We start from the raw sequence: 15374 nt of genomic DNA, 5'->3' as shown, positions 1-15374 counted from the left end.
CAGCGCGGCGCGTTGAATTATACCTCGACACGACGGGCGGTGCGCCAACGCACCGCGCCAGCATGGGGCAGGGCGCTGCGAGCCCCGGCCGCCGATGGTAACATGGCTATTTTAGCCGATACCGATGGCGACGTGGCATCGTCGTTCATCGCCTGTCGAGAGGAGCCTGACGCCGTGACGCTTCCCCTGACCGTTGCGTTCTTCGCCGTCGTCTTCCTGACCTCGGCGCTGTCAGGCATCTTCGGCATGGCCGGCGGCCTGATCCTGCTGGGGTGCCTGCTGCTGGCGCTGCCGGCCAGTGTGGCGATCGTCGTGCATGGCGTCATCCAGCTGGCCTCCAATGGCTCGCGGGCCTGGCTGTCGCGCCAGTACATCGCGCCGCGCATCGTCGCCCTGATCGCCTCCGGCGGCGCCGTCTCGGCCGTGGCTCTGGCCTGGCTGGGCTATCACCCGGATGTCACCATCGTGTCGCTGTTGATCGGCGTGATGCCGGTGCTGGTGTGGATCCCCCGGCGCTGGTTCCACTTCGATGCCTCGCGGCCCGGTCATGCGCTGGCGTGCGGGGTGATCGCCGGGGGCCTGACCATCGCCGCCGGCGTCTCCGGGCCGACCATCGACCTGTTCTTCATTCGCACCGGGATGGATCGCCGTCAGATCGTCGCCACCAAGGCGGCCGTACAGGTGATCGCCCATGCCATCAAGATCATCTTCTATGCCGGTTCGGCCCTGGCGTTGAGCGCCGGTCAGTGGGGGGCCATCGCGCTGGCCGTGCCGGTGGCCTTCCTCGGTACCCGTGCGGGCAATGGTGTCCTGCGGCGGCTCAGCAATGCCCACTTTCGCTACTGGACGCGCTGGATCGTCACGGTCGTGGGCGCGGTCTACCTGGTCCAGGGGCTCATGGCCCTGTGACGCCGGCGGCGTCGAGCGGGCGGCGGCGCTCCGCGCCGGGGCTGAGGCCGAAGTAGCGCTTGTAGTCGCGACTGAACTGCGAGGGGCTCTGGTAGCCCACCGCAGTCGCGGTACGCCCGACCTGCCAGCCCTGCTGGTCGAGCAGCGAGCGCGCCTTGAGCAGGCGCAGCCGCTTGAGATACTGCATGGGCGCCAGATGGGTGGTGCGCTTGAAGTGGTGGTGAAAGTGCGAGGCGCTCATGCTGACCTGCTCGGCGAGGCGGTCCACCGTCAGCGGCTGGGCGTAGTGGCGGTGCAGGAAGTCCAGCGCCTCGCCGATGCGTGCATATTGGCCGGAGGTGGCCAGCAGCTGCAGCAGCGACTCGCCCTGGGGGCCGCGCAGGGCCTCGAAGACCACTTCCCGCAGGCGTGCCTCGCCGAGCGTGTCGGCGAGCAGCGGGTCGTGCAGGCAGTCGAGCAGGCGGGTGACGTTTTCCGCCATGCGCCCCTCCAGGGGCACGGCCGCCATCGGCGTCGGCGGACCGGCGGGGCGTTCCTGCCCGGCCCTGAGCCAGGGGCGGGCCAGCTCGCCGAGCATCAGCCGATCCAGGCGGATCGACACGCCCAGCAGCGGCTCCCGGTCGCTGGCCTGGGTCTCGCACTCGAAGGGCAGCGGCAGGGCCTGGACCAGGTAGTGGCCGGCGCCGTAGTGAATCACGCGCTCGTTCAGGTAGCCGATCTTGCCGCCCTGAACGATGATGATCAGGCTGGGCTCGTAGATCAGCGGCGTGCGCGCGTGGCCGCAGTGCGAGGCGATCAGCTGCACGCCCGGCAGGGCGGTGGGCAAAAAGCCGTCGCCGTCGACGAGCGGGGCGATCAGTGCGGCCATGTGCTGGAGCCGGGCCGGGGTCGCGGTGGCCGGCGACGCGTCGGGGGAGGCGGTGAGCGTGGTCATCGACGAGCCTGTGGGTTGGCGATCAAGGGCCTCAGGATAGCGTACTCGTGAGCAGAAAATCTGCCGTTTTCCGGCATATGACCGGGAGGCTGCGGAGTATCGGGCATGAATCGTACAGAATTCGGCATGGCCGTTGGCGGGGCCATGAACCACACTGTGCGGCGTTATTCGTCCCGTATGCCGGCCGCCGTGGTCGGCGGGTTTCATGATCCAACAGGGAGTGACTTCATGGCCAATGCCAAGGGTTATGCCGCCCATTCCGCCGAATCGGCGCTCGAGCCGTATGCCTTCGACCGTCGCGAGCCGCGTCCCGATGACGTCTCGATCGATATTCTCTACTGCGGCGTCTGCCACAGCGACCTGCACTTCGCCCGCGACGACTGGGGCATGGCGGCCTACCCGGTGGTGCCGGGCCACGAGATCGTCGGCCGCGTGACCGCCGTGGGCAGCGACGTCAAGCACTACAAGGAGGGCGACCTGGTCGGCGTGGGCTGCATGGTCGACTCCTGCCGCCATTGCCAGGCCTGCGACGACGGCCTGGAGCAGTACTGCGCCGAAGGCTTCACCATGACCTACGGCAGCGAGGACCGTCACGACGGCACGCTGACCCAGGGCGGCTATTCCGACAAGGTCGTGGTCAGCGAGCGCTTCGTGCTGCGCATGCCGGAAGGCATCGACCTGAAGTCCGCCGCGCCGCTGCTGTGCGCCGGCATCACCACCTACTCGCCGCTCAAGCACTACGGCGTCAAGCCGGGCGACAAGGTCGGGGTGATCGGTATGGGCGGCCTGGGCCACATGGGGGTCAAGCTGGCCAAGGCGCTGGGTGCCGAGGTGACGATCTTCACCCGCTCCGAGAGCAAGGTGGCCGAGGCGAAATCCAACGGCGCCGACCACGTGGTGGTCTCCACCGACGAAGAGCAGATGGCGGCGGTCGCCGAGACCTTCGACTTCATGCTCGACACCGTGCCCAACGAGCATGACCTGAACCCCTACCTGCAGGCGCTGACCTACGACGGCACGCACATCCTGGTCGGCCAGATGCAGCCGCTCGAGCCCGGCGTGGCGGGCGCCAACCTGATCTTCCGGCGCCGCGTGCTGGCCGGCTCGCTGATCGGCGGCATCCCCGAGACCCAGGAAGTGCTCGACTTCTGCGCCGAGAAGGGCATCACCTGCGACGTCGAGATGATCGACATTCAGGACATCAACGAGGCCTGGGAGCGCATGAAGGCGGGTGACGTGCGCTATCGCTTCGTCATCGACATGGCCTCGCTGAAGAAGGACGCGGCCTGAACCGCGACCGTCCGACCGGCGATGACATGCAGCGGCCGACCCCGAAGGGTCGGCCGCTGGCGTTTCGGAGGGAAGACGCTGTCAGGCGTCCTTGAGCCGCACCAGCCCTTCCTGTGCCGACGAGGCGACCAGCCGGCCACTCCGGTCGAAGAGGCTGCCGCGGGCGAAGCCGAGCGCGCCGCCGGCCCGGGGGCTTGCCATGTCGTAGAGCAGCCAGTCGTTGATCGGCGCGTCACGGTGGAACCACAGGGCGTGGTCGAGGCTGGCGATGCGCAGTCGCGGGTCGCCGAAGCGGGTGCCGTGGCCGATCAGGCTGGTGGTCAGCAGGTTGAAGTCCGAGCTGTAGGCCAGCAGGTAGCGGTGCAGGATGGCGTCGTCGGGCAGCTCGCCGGCCAGGCGGAACCACAGCCGCTGGGTGGGCATGCCGTCGTGCTCGCCGTCCGGCAGGTGCAGGAACTCCACGGGATGGCCGTCGAAGCGCTGGGGCTCGGCACCCTCGGCGATCAGGGTGTCGGGATCGGCGACGTCGGGCCGGCGCGCCTGGTGGCTGAAGCCGGGCTCGTCGACATGGAAGGAGGCGCTGCAGAAGAAGATCGTGCGGCCGTGCTGGACGGCACTGACCCGGCGCGTGGAGAAGCTGCCGCCGTCGCGCACCCGGTCCACCTGATAGATCACCGGATGGTGGGCGTCGCCGGCGAGCAGGAAGTAGCCGTGCAGGGAATGCACGCGGCGTGCCGGGTCGACGGTCTGGCTGGCGGCGGAGAGCGCCTGACCGAGGACCTGGCCGCCGAACAGCTGGGGAAAGCCGAGATCCTGGCTGCGCCCCCGGAACAGGTTCTCCTCGAGCATCTCCAGGCCCAGCAGCGAGACCAGGCCGTCGAGTGCGTGTGTCATGGGTGTTCTCCCGGCGTGTAAGCTATGTCCATCGACAGGATACCCGAGACCCCGTTCATGCGCAGCGACACCTACTACATGCACCGTGCCCTGGACCAGGCCCGCGAGGCGCTGTCACGCGACGAGGTGCCGGTGGGGGCGGTGGTGGTGGATGCCGTCGGCGAGCTGATCGGCGCCGGCTACAACGCCCCGGTCGGCGCTCACGATCCCAGTGCCCATGCCGAGATTCGCGCGCTGCGCGCCGCCGCCGAGCGAGCCGCCAACTATCGCCTGGAGGGCTGCACCCTGTACGTGACGCTCGAGCCCTGCCTGATGTGCACCGGGGCGATCATCAACGCGCGGCTGGCGCGCGTGGTGTACGGTGCCGCGGAGCCCCGGACCGGCATGGTGGAGTCCCGCGCCAACCTGTTCGCCCAGCCGTGGTTCAATCACCGGGTGGTGGTGGAGGGCGGCGTGCTGGCGACCCGGGCGCGGCGGCTGATGCAGGACTTCTTCGCCGTGCGGCGTGAGCCGGAAGGCGGCGCGGGATGAGTGCTACAGGACCGGCGGCACCACGTCGAACAGCTGCTGGGTGTCCGCGTCGCCGGGCGCGCGCTGGTTGAGCTGGAAGAACTGCTGCTCGCTGCGCTCCATGTAGTTGAGAATCTCGTAGTAGCGGCGGATGTTGCGCACGTAGATCACCGGCTCGCCGCCCCGCGCGTAGCCGTGGCGGACCTGGCTGTACCACTCGCGCTTCTGCAGCAGGGGCAGGGCCTTGCGCACGTCGGGCCAGGCGTAGGGGTCGTCGCCGCGCATGTCGGCGATCTTCTGGGCATCGTAGAGATGCCCCAGGCCGACGTTGTAGGCGGCCAGCGCCATCCACAGGCGGTCCTGGCCCTGGATCTCGGGCTGCAGGCGCTGTTCCATCTCGCGCAGGTAGCGGGCGCCGCCCTCGATGCTCTGGGCGGGGTCGAGGCGGTTGTCGATGCCCACCTCCTGGGCGGTACGTTCGGTGAGCATCATCAGGCCGCGCACGCCGGTCGGCGAGGTGGCCCGGGGCTTCCAGTGGGACTCCTGGTAGCCCAGGGCGGCGAGCAGCTTCCAGTCGAAGCCGGTGTCCTTGGCGGCGGCGACGAAGTCGTCCTTGTAGTCGTCGAGACGCTGGTTGGCCTGCTGGATGAAGGTGCGGGCGCCGACGTATTCCAGGTAGTCGTCGTGGCCGAAGTAGCGATTGATCAGGGTGTCCAGCGTGCCGCTGCCCTGCATGGCGTCGAGGAAGGCATTGACCCGGCGCAGCAGGGCCAGGCCGCCGCGGGCGGGCAGGGCCCAGGCCAGGCTCAGCGGGTCGCCGATCAAAAAGCCGTTTTCCACCCCGGGGAAGAACAGGCGGTTGAGCTTGAACTGGTGCGCGTAGATCACCGCCGCGTCCAGCTCGCCGTTTTCCACCATGCTCAGCAGGTCGGCCACCTCGAGGTCCGCGGATTCCTTCCAGCTCAGTTTCGTCAGCCGGGACTGCAGCTCGCGCAGCACCAGACCGGCCCCCGAGCCCTTGATCACGCCGATGGAGTGGCCGATCAGGTCCTCGGGCGTGTCGATCGGCGCCAAGCCGCGCCGATAGACCACCAGCGGCTGCAGCGTCATGATCGCGCGACTGAAGTTCACGCCGGGCAGGCTCGGGTCCAGCGGCAGGGCGGCCGCCCCCAGGTCGGCGTCGCCGTCGCGCACCGCCGAGAGCACGTCGCCGATGTTGCCGTCGCTGTCGAGTGCCAGGCTGACCCCCAGCCGGTCCGCGAAGCGCCGCGCCAGCTCGAACTCGAAGCCGGTCGGCCCCTGGCGCCCCTGGTAGTAGGTGGTCGGGGTGTTGCGGGTGGCCACCTGCAGGAAGTCGCGGCCACGAATCGCCGCGAGCAGGGCAGCGTCGGGCGGCGCCTGCCGGGCGGGCCAGCCCAGCAGCAGGGCACCCAGCCCGGCCAGCGCAGTACGGCGCGGGTGGCGAGCGAAAGCCTGGAGCATGTGTTGCAGTCGGTTACAGTGGACGGCCCACCATACCCGGCGGTCGGGAAACTGTCATCTCGAGCCTTTCCACGCAGCCGCGGATTTCTCGATATCTTCCCTTTCCAGTATCATGGGCGCTCATTGCCGCCGCCGCGGCCACCATCTTTCGGCTTTCTTCAGAGGCTTCTTTCGACATGCTCGAACTGCGAGGAGCGCCCGCCCTTTCCGCTTTCCGCCATGCCAAGCTGCTCAGCACCCTGCGCGAGCGGGTCCCCGAGGTCGACTCGCTGCACGCCGAGTACGTCCACTTCGCGGACCTCGACGGAGAGCTGGACGCCCGCGAACGCGAGGTGCTCGACAGCCTGCTGACCTATGGTGCCCGGGACGAGGCGGAAACACCGCGTACCGGCCACCTGTTCCTGGTCGTGCCTCGCCTGGGCACCATCTCGCCGTGGTCGTCCAAGGCCACCGACATCGCCCGCAACTGCGGCCTGGACAAGGTCCGCCGCATCGAGCGCGGCATCGCCTATCGCGTGCGGCTGGAGGGCGTGCTCAGCGAGGCGGCCTTCGAGTCGATCGTCGCGACCCTGCATGACCGCATGACCGAAACGGTCCTGGCCAACGCCACGGACGCGGTCAAGCTGTTCGCGCATCACGCGCCCGCACCGCTGGGCCAGGTGGATGTGCTCGGTGGCGGCCGCGCGGCCCTGGCCGAGGCCAATGCCGCGCTGGGCCTGGCGCTGGCCGACGACGAGATCGACTACCTGGTCGAGGCGTTCCGGAATCTGGAGCGCAACCCCAGCGACGTCGAGCTGATGATGTTCGCCCAGGCCAACTCCGAGCATTGCCGGCACAAGATCTTCAACGCCGAGTGGACCATCGACGGCGAGGTGCAGCCGCATTCGCTGTTCCAGATGATCCGCAATACGCACCAGCACGCGCCGGACGGCATCCTCTCCGCCTACAGCGACAACGCGGCGGTGATCGAGGGCTGCGAGGCGGGGCGCTTCTTCGCCGCGCCGCGGCTGGGCGACAGCGAGGCGCGCTACGCGGCGACTCGCGAGCCGATCCACATCCTGATGAAGGTGGAGACCCACAACCACCCCACGGCGATCGCCCCCCATCCCGGCGCGGCCACCGGCTCGGGCGGCGAGATCCGCGACGAGGGCGCCACCGGCCGCGGCGGCAAGCCCAAGGCGGGGCTGACCGGCTTCGCGGTCTCCAACCTGCGCATCCCCGAGTTCGTCCAGCCCTGGGAGGCCTTCGACTACGGCAAGCCCGAGCGCATCCAGTCGGCGCTGGCGATCATGCTCGAGGCGCCGATCGGCGGCGCGGCGTTCAACAACGAGTTCGGCCGCCCCAACCTCAACGGCTACTTCCGCACCTACGAGCAGGACGCGGTGGGGCCCGACGGCATCGAGCGGCGCGGCTACCACAAGCCGGTCATGCTCGCCGGCGGCTACGGCAACATCCGCGCGCCGCACGTCGAGAAGGGCGAGATCCCCGTCGGCGCCCGGCTGATCGTGATGGGCGGCCCGGCGATGCTGATCGGTCTGGGCGGCGGCGCGGCCTCGTCCATGGCCTCCGGCAGCTCCAGCGAGGATCTCGACTTCGCCTCGGTGCAGCGCGACAACCCCGAGATCGAGCGCCGTGCCCAGGAAGTCATCGACCGCTGCTGGGCGCTGGGCGAGGGCAACCCCATCGCCTTCATCCATGACGTCGGCGCCGGCGGGCTGTCCAATGCGCTGCCCGAGCTGGTCAAGGACGGCGGCCGCGGCGGGCGCTTCGAGCTGCGCGACGTGCCCAACGCCGAGCCGGGCATGAGCCCGCTGGAGATCTGGTGCAACGAGGCCCAGGAGCGCTACGTGCTGGCGGTGGCGGCCGAGGACCTCGAGACCTTCGATGCGCTGTGCCAACGCGAGCGCTGCCCCTACGCGGTGGTCGGCGAGGCCACCGAGGCCCATCACCTGCGCGTCCACGACGGCCACTTCGACAGCCTGCCGGTGGACCTGCCGATGAGCGTGCTGTTCGGCAAGCCGCCCAAGATGCAGCGCCGCTTCGAGCGCGAGGCGCGGCCGATGCCCGGCGCCGACTTCGACAACCTCGATCTGCGCGAGGCGCTGGATCGCGTGCTGCGCCTGCCGGCGGTGGCCTCCAAGAGCTTTTTGATCACCATCGGCGACCGCTCGATCACCGGCATGGTGGCCCGCGACCAGATGGTCGGCCCCTGGCAGGTGCCGGTGGCCGACTGCGCGGTGACCACGGCCGCATTCGACACCCACGCCGGCGAGGCGATGGCGATGGGCGAGCGGCCGCCGGTGGCGCTGATCGACCCGGCCGCCAGCGCCCGGCTGGCGGTGGCCGAGACGATCACCAACCTGGCGGCGGCACCGATCGCGGCGCTGGGCAAGGTCCGGCTCTCCGCCAACTGGATGAGCGCCGCCGATCATCCCGGCGAAAACCAGGCGCTGTTTGATGCCGTCCACGCGGTGGGCATGGAACTCTGCCCGGCACTGGGCATCGCCGTGCCGGTGGGCAAGGACTCGATGTCCATGCGCACCGCCTGGCAGGCCGGCGAGGGCGACGCCGCCGAGGACAAGATGGTCACCGCGCCGCTGACGCTGAACGTCACCGGCTTCGCCCCCGTCACCGACGCGCTGAAGACGCTGACGCCGCAGCTGCGCCTCGACCAGGACGAGAGCGACCTGATCCTGATCGACCTGGGCGGCGGCCGCAATCGCCTGGGCGGCTCGGCGCTGGCCCAGGTCTACGGCCAGGTGGGCGACGCGTGCCCGGATCTCGACGACGCCGAGGATCTCAAGGCGTTCTTCACGGTCATCCAGGGACTCAACGCCGACGGCAAGCTGCTGGCCTATCACGACCGCAGCGACGGCGGCCTGCTGGTGACCCTGCTGGAGATGGCCTTCGCCGGGCGCGGCGGACTGGAGATCAAGCTCGACTGGCTGATCGACGACGCCTATGCGGCGCCCGGCGCACTGTTCGCCGAGGAGCTCGGTGCGGTCATTCAGGTCAACCGCCAGGACACCGAGTTCGTGCTGGCGCAGTTCGCCGCCGCCGGCATCGAGACCTGCGGGGTCATCGCCCGGCCGCGCTACGACGACCAGGTCCGCGTCACGCTGTTCGAGGAGCCGCTGCTCGAGACCACCCGTGCGCTGGCGCAGCGGACCTGGGCCGAGACCAGCTACCGGCTGCAGGCGCTGCGCGACAATCCCGACTGCGCCAAGGCCGAGTTCGACAACCTGCTCGACCTGCGCGATCCGGGCCTGTGCGCGGAGCCGACCTTCGCCGTCGACGAGGACGTGACCGCGCCGTTCGTCAACACCGCCCGCCCGCGCATGGCGATCCTTCGCGAGCAGGGCGTCAACGGCCATGTCGAGATGGCCGCGGCCTTCGACAGGGCCGGCTTCGAGACGTTCGACGTGCACATGAGCGACATCCTGGCCGGGCGCGTCGACCTGGCCACCATGAAGGGGCTGGTCGCCTGCGGTGGTTTCTCCTACGGTGACGTGCTGGGCGCCGGCGGCGGCTGGGCCAAGTCGGTGCGGTTCAACGAGCGGGCGCGGGCGCAGTTCGCGGACTTCTTCGCGCGCGACGACAGCTTCGCGCTGGGCGTGTGCAACGGCTGCCAGATGCTCTCCCAGCTCAAGGAGCTGATCCCCGGGGCCGAGAGCTGGCCGCGCTTCGTGCGCAACGAGTCCGAGCAGTTCGAGGCACGCGTCTCGATGGTGCGGGTCGAGCAGAGTCCGTCGATCCTGCTGGCCGGCATGGAAGGCTCACGGCTGCCGATCGCCGTGGCCCATGGCGAAGGGCGCGCCGAGTTCCGCGACAGCGGCCACCTGCGGGCCATGCAGGGCAACGGTCAGGTCGCCCTGCGCTATGTCGACAACTACGGTCAGGTGACCACCCACTACCCGGCCAACCCCAACGGCTCGCCGTCCGGCGTCACCGGTCTCACCACGCCCGATGGCCGTGTGACCATCATGATGCCGCACCCCGAGCGCGTGGCGCGGGCGGTCACCAACTCCTGGCGCCCGGGCGAGTGGACCCGCGACGGCGCCTGGATGCGGCTGTTCCGCAACGCACGGGTCTGGGTGGGCTGATCCCCGGACCGCGTCAGCCACGAAAAGGCCGCAGCCTCCGGGCTGCGGCCTTGACGTTGTGCTGGCGGCGGTGCCGCGGTCGTCAGCGCGGCGGGGCGTCGGACGACTCGGGGGTCGAGCGCGGCGAGGCGTCGTCGATGCCCAGCTGGTGCTCGAGATCGTCGAGGATGTGGCGGAACTGGCCGATCAACTGGTCGTAGCGACCGAAGTCATGGTCGCAGTTGTCGCAGAAGACGTGATACTGCCCCTCGCGCCCCGGCGGGAAGCGCTTTTCGCGACTGCCGCAGACGGGGCATTCGGGACCGGTGGGTGCTTTCATGGTGGGCCATCTCCTCTTGCGATGTGGGCGAAGACAGGGCCGGCGACGTCCCTGTCGGCCGCCGAGGTGTACATAAGTATGTCGGGTCGTTGTCCGTTTCTTCAACTCTCGTGTCCGGGGAATCCTCTCCGGCAGGCCGGGAGGGCATTGTCGGCGAGGAGGCCTCGGCATGAGTGACCGCCCCGACGTGCCGACGCTGCGCCCCTACCAGCGCCAGGCCGTGGCGCGCGTGGTCGAGCACTTTCGTGCCGGCGACGACCCGGCGGTGGTGGTGCTGCCCACCGGCAGCGGCAAGTCGCTGGTGATCGCCGAGCTGGCGCGCCTGGCACGGGGCCGGGTGCTGGTGCTGGCCCATGTGCGCGAGCTGGTCGAGCAGAATCACGCCAAGTACCGGGCCTACGGTCTCGAGGCCGACATCTTCAGCGCCGGGCTGGGCCGCAAGGAGGCCGCGCGGCAGGTGGTTTTCGGCTCGGTGCAGTCGGTGGTGCGCAACCTCGAGGCCTTCGCGGTGGGGGATTTCACCCTGCTGGTGATCGACGAGTGCCATCGCGTCTCGCCGGACAAGGACGCCGGCTATCGGCGGGTGATCGCGCATTTCCGCGCCGCCAACCCGCGCCTCAAGGTGCTGGGCCTGACCGCCACGCCGTACCGCCTGGGCCAGGGCTTCATCTACCACCGCCATCATCACGGCATGGTGCGCGGCGAGGCGGACTGCTTCTTCCGCGACTGCGTGTTCGAGCAGCCGCTGCGGCTGATGGTCAAGCAGGGCTATCTGGCCGAGCCGCGGCGCATCGACGCCGCTGTCGAGCGCTACGATTTCTCGCGACTGACCCCCGGTTCGCGCGGCGTCTTCGCCGAGGCGGAGCTCAATCGCGTGGTCAGCGGTCACCGGGCGACGCCGACGATCGTCGCCGAGGTCGTCGAGCGTGCCCGCGAGCGGCGCGGGGTGATGATCTTCGCCGCCACGGTGGCCCACGCCGAGGAGGTCCTGGGCTATCTGCCCGATGCCGAGGCGGCGCTGCTTACCGGTGCCACGCCCTCGCACGAGCGTACCCGGCTCATCGAAGCCTTCAAGGCGCAGCGGCTCAAGTATCTGGTCAATGTGGCGGTGCTGACCACCGGCTTCGACGCGCCCCATGTCGATCTGATCGCCATCCTGCGGCCCACCGAGTCGGTGAGCCTGTACCAGCAGATCGTCGGCCGCGGCCTGCGCCTGGCGCCGGGCAAGACGGATTGCCTGATCCTCGACTACGCCGGCAACCCCTGGGATCTCTACGCGCCGGAGGTCGGTGCGCCGCGGCCCGATTCCGACGCCGAGCCGGTCCAGGTCGAGTGTCCCGAGTGCGGCCACGCCAACCTGTTCTGGGGCAAGCGCGACGGCGACCTGGTGATCGAGCACTACGGCCGGCGCTGCCAGGGGCTTGTTGATAGCGCCCATCCCCGCGCGAACGACACAACGTCACAACCGGCAAGGCCGGCGATGGAGCAGTGCGCGTTCCGTTTTCGCTTCAAGACCTGCGAGCAGTGCGGCGCCGAGAACGACATCGCCGCGCGGACCTGCCACGGCTGCGGGGCGCGGCTGGTCGACCCCGACGACAAGCTGCGCGACGCGCTCAAGCTCAAGGATGCCCGGGTGCTGCGGGTCTCGGGCATGCAGCTGGCCGCGGTCACCAACGGCCGTGGGCTGCCGCGCCTGAAGGTGACCTATCACGACGAGGACGGCGCGACGCTGGACGAGTGGTTTGCGCTCGAGACGCCGGCCCAGCGGCGGGCCTTCGCCGCCGCCTTCCTGCGCGAGCACCTGCGTGCCCCGGGCAGCGACTGGCGGCCGGAGACGCCCGAGGCGGTGATCGACGGCGAGCGCCGGCTCAAGGCGCCGGACTTCGTGGTGGGGCGGCGCGTCGGCCGCTACTGGCAGGTGCGCGAGAAGCTGTTCGACTATACCGGGCGCTACCGCACGGCGGCCCCCGCCGGCACCGAGGTGTGACGGGCCGGGGAGCGAAGCTAGGGCGATCGCAGTTAGGCATGACGAGGGGCGCCGGGGACAGGTCGCAGAGGGGGTCCGACGCCAGGGATGGCGTCGGTAGCGCCCAGGGAGGGGGTCACAGCGCCCCCTCGCAGGCCTGTCGACGGATCAGTCCCGAGCCGACAACGCCAACTGCGATAGCCCTGGGCGCGAAGCCGGCAAGGATGTTTCCGTGGCTCGGCCTTGGTAGACTGCCCGGTTCGGCGAACGAGGACCCCCATGACGGCCAGTGATTCTCTCCAGGACGCCTCCCAGGCTCCTTCCGACTCCCTTCAGGACGTCGCGCCCCAAGCCGCGGGCGGCACCGGGGCCGAGGGCGTCGAGACGGTGCTGGCGCGGGTCGCCGGCGAGCCGCTGCGCGAGCTGCCGGAGGATCTCTACATCCCGCCGGAGGCGCTGCGGGTGTTTCTCGAGACCTTCGAGGGGCCGCTCGACCTGCTGCTCTACCTGATCCGTCGCCAGAACCTGGATATCCTCGCCATCGACGTGGCAGCGATCACGCGCCAGTACATCGAGTACGTGGAGCTGATGAAGGCGCTGGAGATCGACCTGGCCGGCGAGTACCTGCTGATGGCGGCGATGCTCGCCGAGATCAAGTCGCGCACGCTGCTGCCGCGCCCGCCCAGGGGCGATGCCGAGGATGACGAGGCGGACCCGCGCGCCGAGCTGATCCGCCGCCTGCAGGAATACGAGCGCCTCAAGAATGCCGCCGAATCGCTCGACGAGCTGCCGCGTCAGGGGCGCGACTGGTTCCCCGCCCGGGCGGCGCTGCCGCCGCTCGAGACCCGGGTGGTGCATCCCGAAGTGGGGCTCGACGAGCTGCTCGGGGCGCTGGCCGGCATCCTCCGGCGGGCCGAGCTGACCCAGGCGCACACCGTCAGCCGCGAGGTGCTGTCGACCCGCGAGCGCATGCTGCGCATCATGGCGGCCCTGGACCATGAGCGTTTCGTGGCCTTCGAGTCGCTGTTCACGCTCGAGGAGGGGCGCGCCGGGGTGGTGGTGACCTTCATGGCGATTCTCGAGCTGGCCAAGGAGGCGCTGATCGAGATCGTCCAGAATGCGCCCCTGTCGCCGATCCACGTGCGCGCCCGGCAGGGCGGGGAGACCGGTGACACGGCGAACGACGAATGGGACGACGAGCACGGCGAGAGGGCCTTTGAAGAGAGCGCCTTCGAGGAGAGCCCCGATGAGTGAAACCCGGCTGGACGAGATTCTCGAGGCGACACTGCTGGCGGCCGGCGAGCCGCTGTCGCTGGAGCGGCTCGCCGAGGTGTTCGACGATCACGAACGCCCGCCGCGTCGCGAACTGCGCGAGGCCCTGGCGCGCCTCGAGACACGCCTGACCGAGGGCGCGCTGGAACTGCTCGAGTCAGCCTCGGGCTACCAGCTGCGCATCCGGCGGCGCCTGTCGCCCTGGGTGGCGCGGCTGTGGGACGAGCGGCCCCAGCGCTACTCGCGGGCGCTGCTCGAGACCCTGGCGCTGATCGCCTACCGTCAGCCGGTGACCCGGGGCGACATCGAGGAAGTGCGCGGGGTCTCGGTGAGCGGTTCGATCATGCGTACCCTGAGCGAGCGCGGCTGGATCCGCGTGGTCGGCCATCGCGACGTGCCGGGGCGACCGGCGGTCTATGCCACCACCCGGCAGTTTCTCGACGACTTCGGCCTCAAGACCCTGGATGCGCTGCCGCCGATGCATGCGCTGCAGGACGTCGAGCTCGGCGAGGAATCCGGCTATGCTGGATCGAACGGGGCTGAATCAAGCGAGGCCGGGGACACGCCGCCGAGCGGCGCCCCGGCGACAGAGGCCGGGGAAACCGGCACAATGCACGACCCGACGGCCGGGACGGCCGACGATACCCGACACGCCGGGACGGCGTCCGCGCGGACGGGCCTGAGCTTCGCCGATCTCGAGGCACGCCTGGCCGCACGCGCCCGCCCAGCAGACAGCGACGTCGATGATGGCGCCGCGGGCGGCGCGGATCACCCATCAGACGAGATGTCATCCGATTCATGAACAGCAACACCGAGAAACTCCAGAAGGTCCTGGCGCGCGCCGGGCTGGGCTCGCGCCGCGAGATGGAAACGGCGATCAGCGACGGCCGCGTCAAGGTCAACGGCCAGGTCGCCAAGCTCGGCGACCGGATCGAGGTCCGCGACCGCGTGAGCCTCGACGACAACCCGGTCAACCTGCGCGCCGATGCCGAAGTGCCGCGCCGGGTGATCATGTACAACAAGCCCGAGGGCGAACTGTGTACGCGCAAGGACCCGGAAGGGCGGCGTACCGTCTTCGAGCGGCTGCCGCGGCTCAAGGGCGAGCGCTGGATCGCCATCGGCCGTCTGGACATCAACACCAGCGGTCTGCTGCTGTTCACCACCGACGGTGAGCTGGCCAATCGCCTGATGCACCCCTCGACGCAGATCGAGCGCGAGTATGCGGTGCGGGTCATGGGGCACGTGCAGCGCGAGCACGTGGTGGCGATGGTCGAGGGCGTGATGCTCGAGGACGGTCCGGCCCGCTTCACCGACGTGCAGGAGTTCGGCGGCGAGGGCATCAACACCTGGTTCCACGTGGTGATCATGGAAGGCCGCAACCGCGAGGTGCGTCGGCTGTGGGAGTCCCAGGGACTGACCGTCAGCCGTCTCAAGCGCGTGCGCTACGGCAACATCTTCCTCGACAAGCGGGCCAAGGCCGGCGAGTGGGTCGAGCTGACCCAGGAGGAAATCGATGATCTGTCGGCCATGGCGGGGCTCGAGCCGCGCAAGGTGCCGAGCCTGACGCCTGAGGAGCAGAACCGCTGGAGCCGCGACAAGAACAAGCGCCGCCCGGTGCGGGCGATGCGCAAGCCGCGCGGCGCGCCGCATTCGCGTTAAGCGCTGAAACGGATAAAGAAAAAGCTTGCCAGTTCG

12 protein-coding genes are annotated in these 15374 nt (G+C 69.7%); 8 read left to right on the top strand and 4 right to left on the bottom strand.

Going from position 1 to position 15374, the window contains the following annotated elements:
- Positions 1-174 precede the first annotated feature (174 nt).
- Positions 175-909, top strand: a complete 735-nt coding sequence (locus KGQ91_RS01270) for a TSUP family transporter (RefSeq protein WP_224420059.1) — start codon at positions 175-177, stop codon at positions 907-909.
- Here the strand turns inward: KGQ91_RS01270 and KGQ91_RS01265 are convergent.
- Entirely contained in the window at positions 896-1843 is a 948-nt protein-coding gene (locus KGQ91_RS01265; RefSeq protein ID WP_224416590.1) for an AraC family transcriptional regulator, read from the bottom strand. The two genes, KGQ91_RS01270 and KGQ91_RS01265, sit on opposite strands and share 14 nt — an antisense overlap.
- A gap of 228 nt (positions 1844-2071) precedes the next feature.
- Here KGQ91_RS01265 and KGQ91_RS01260 point away from each other — a divergent pair, with 228 nt between their 5' ends.
- Positions 2072-3133: an NAD(P)-dependent alcohol dehydrogenase gene (locus tag KGQ91_RS01260; RefSeq protein ID WP_163649822.1), complete on the top strand. Its 1062-nt coding sequence runs from the start codon at positions 2072-2074 to the stop codon at positions 3131-3133.
- An 81-nt stretch (positions 3134-3214) separates the two neighbouring features.
- On the opposite strand, the gene KGQ91_RS01255 is transcribed toward KGQ91_RS01260, so the two are convergent.
- Positions 3215-4027 (bottom strand): acyl-CoA thioesterase, encoded by an 813-nt coding sequence (locus tag KGQ91_RS01255; RefSeq protein ID WP_224420058.1) that lies wholly within the window; start codon positions 4025-4027, stop codon positions 3215-3217.
- 57 nt (positions 4028-4084) lie between these two features.
- Here KGQ91_RS01255 and tadA point away from each other — a divergent pair, with 57 nt between their 5' ends.
- The gene (gene tadA / locus KGQ91_RS01250; protein WP_163649840.1) at positions 4085-4558 is read left to right on the top strand and encodes a tRNA adenosine(34) deaminase TadA; all 474 of its coding nucleotides are present in this window, start codon (positions 4085-4087) and stop codon (positions 4556-4558) included.
- Between the two features lie 3 nt (positions 4559-4561).
- On the opposite strand, the gene mltF is transcribed toward tadA, so the two are convergent.
- The gene (gene mltF, locus KGQ91_RS01245) at positions 4562-6019 is read right to left on the bottom strand and encodes a membrane-bound lytic murein transglycosylase MltF (protein WP_224420057.1); all 1458 of its coding nucleotides are present in this window, start codon (positions 6017-6019) and stop codon (positions 4562-4564) included.
- A 176-nt stretch (positions 6020-6195) separates the two neighbouring features.
- On the opposite strand from mltF, the gene purL reads away from it, so the two are divergent.
- Positions 6196-10122, top strand: coding sequence for a phosphoribosylformylglycinamidine synthase (gene purL / locus KGQ91_RS01240; RefSeq protein WP_224420056.1), 3927 nt, complete (start codon positions 6196-6198; stop codon positions 10120-10122).
- A gap of 82 nt (positions 10123-10204) precedes the next feature.
- Here purL and KGQ91_RS01235 read toward each other — a convergent pair whose 3' ends face one another.
- Positions 10205-10441, bottom strand: a complete 237-nt coding sequence (locus KGQ91_RS01235; protein ID WP_224416594.1) for a transposase — start codon at positions 10439-10441, stop codon at positions 10205-10207.
- Positions 10442-10610: 169 nt separating this feature from the next.
- Here KGQ91_RS01235 and radD point away from each other — a divergent pair, with 169 nt between their 5' ends.
- From radD to rluB, 4 genes are all read left to right on the top strand, one after another.
- A complete protein-coding gene (radD, locus tag KGQ91_RS01230; RefSeq protein ID WP_224420055.1) occupies positions 10611-12428 on the top strand; it encodes a DNA repair helicase RadD in 1818 nt (605 codons plus the stop codon).
- A gap of 258 nt (positions 12429-12686) precedes the next feature.
- Positions 12687-13661 carry a segregation and condensation protein A gene (locus KGQ91_RS01225; RefSeq protein WP_163649828.1) on the top strand — a complete coding sequence of 325 codons (975 nt, stop codon included), beginning with the start codon at positions 12687-12689 and terminating at the stop codon, positions 13659-13661.
- Positions 13654-14481 (top strand): SMC-Scp complex subunit ScpB, encoded by an 828-nt coding sequence (gene scpB / locus KGQ91_RS01220; RefSeq protein WP_163649829.1) that lies wholly within the window; start codon positions 13654-13656, stop codon positions 14479-14481. Before KGQ91_RS01225 ends, scpB begins: the two co-directional genes overlap by 8 nt.
- On the top strand, positions 14478-15338 hold the full coding sequence (rluB, locus tag KGQ91_RS01215) for a 23S rRNA pseudouridine(2605) synthase RluB (RefSeq protein ID WP_163649830.1): 861 nt from the start codon (positions 14478-14480) through the stop codon (positions 15336-15338). The genes scpB and rluB overlap by 4 nt, the downstream gene beginning before the upstream one ends.
- Positions 15339-15374 lie beyond the last annotated feature (36 nt).

The organism is Modicisalibacter tunisiensis, from assembly GCF_020148005.1.
GTDB lineage: Bacteria > Pseudomonadota > Gammaproteobacteria > Pseudomonadales > Halomonadaceae > Modicisalibacter > Modicisalibacter tunisiensis.
The sequence above is the reverse complement of the archived record's forward strand: the minus strand, read 5'-3'. Positions and strand labels throughout refer to the sequence as shown.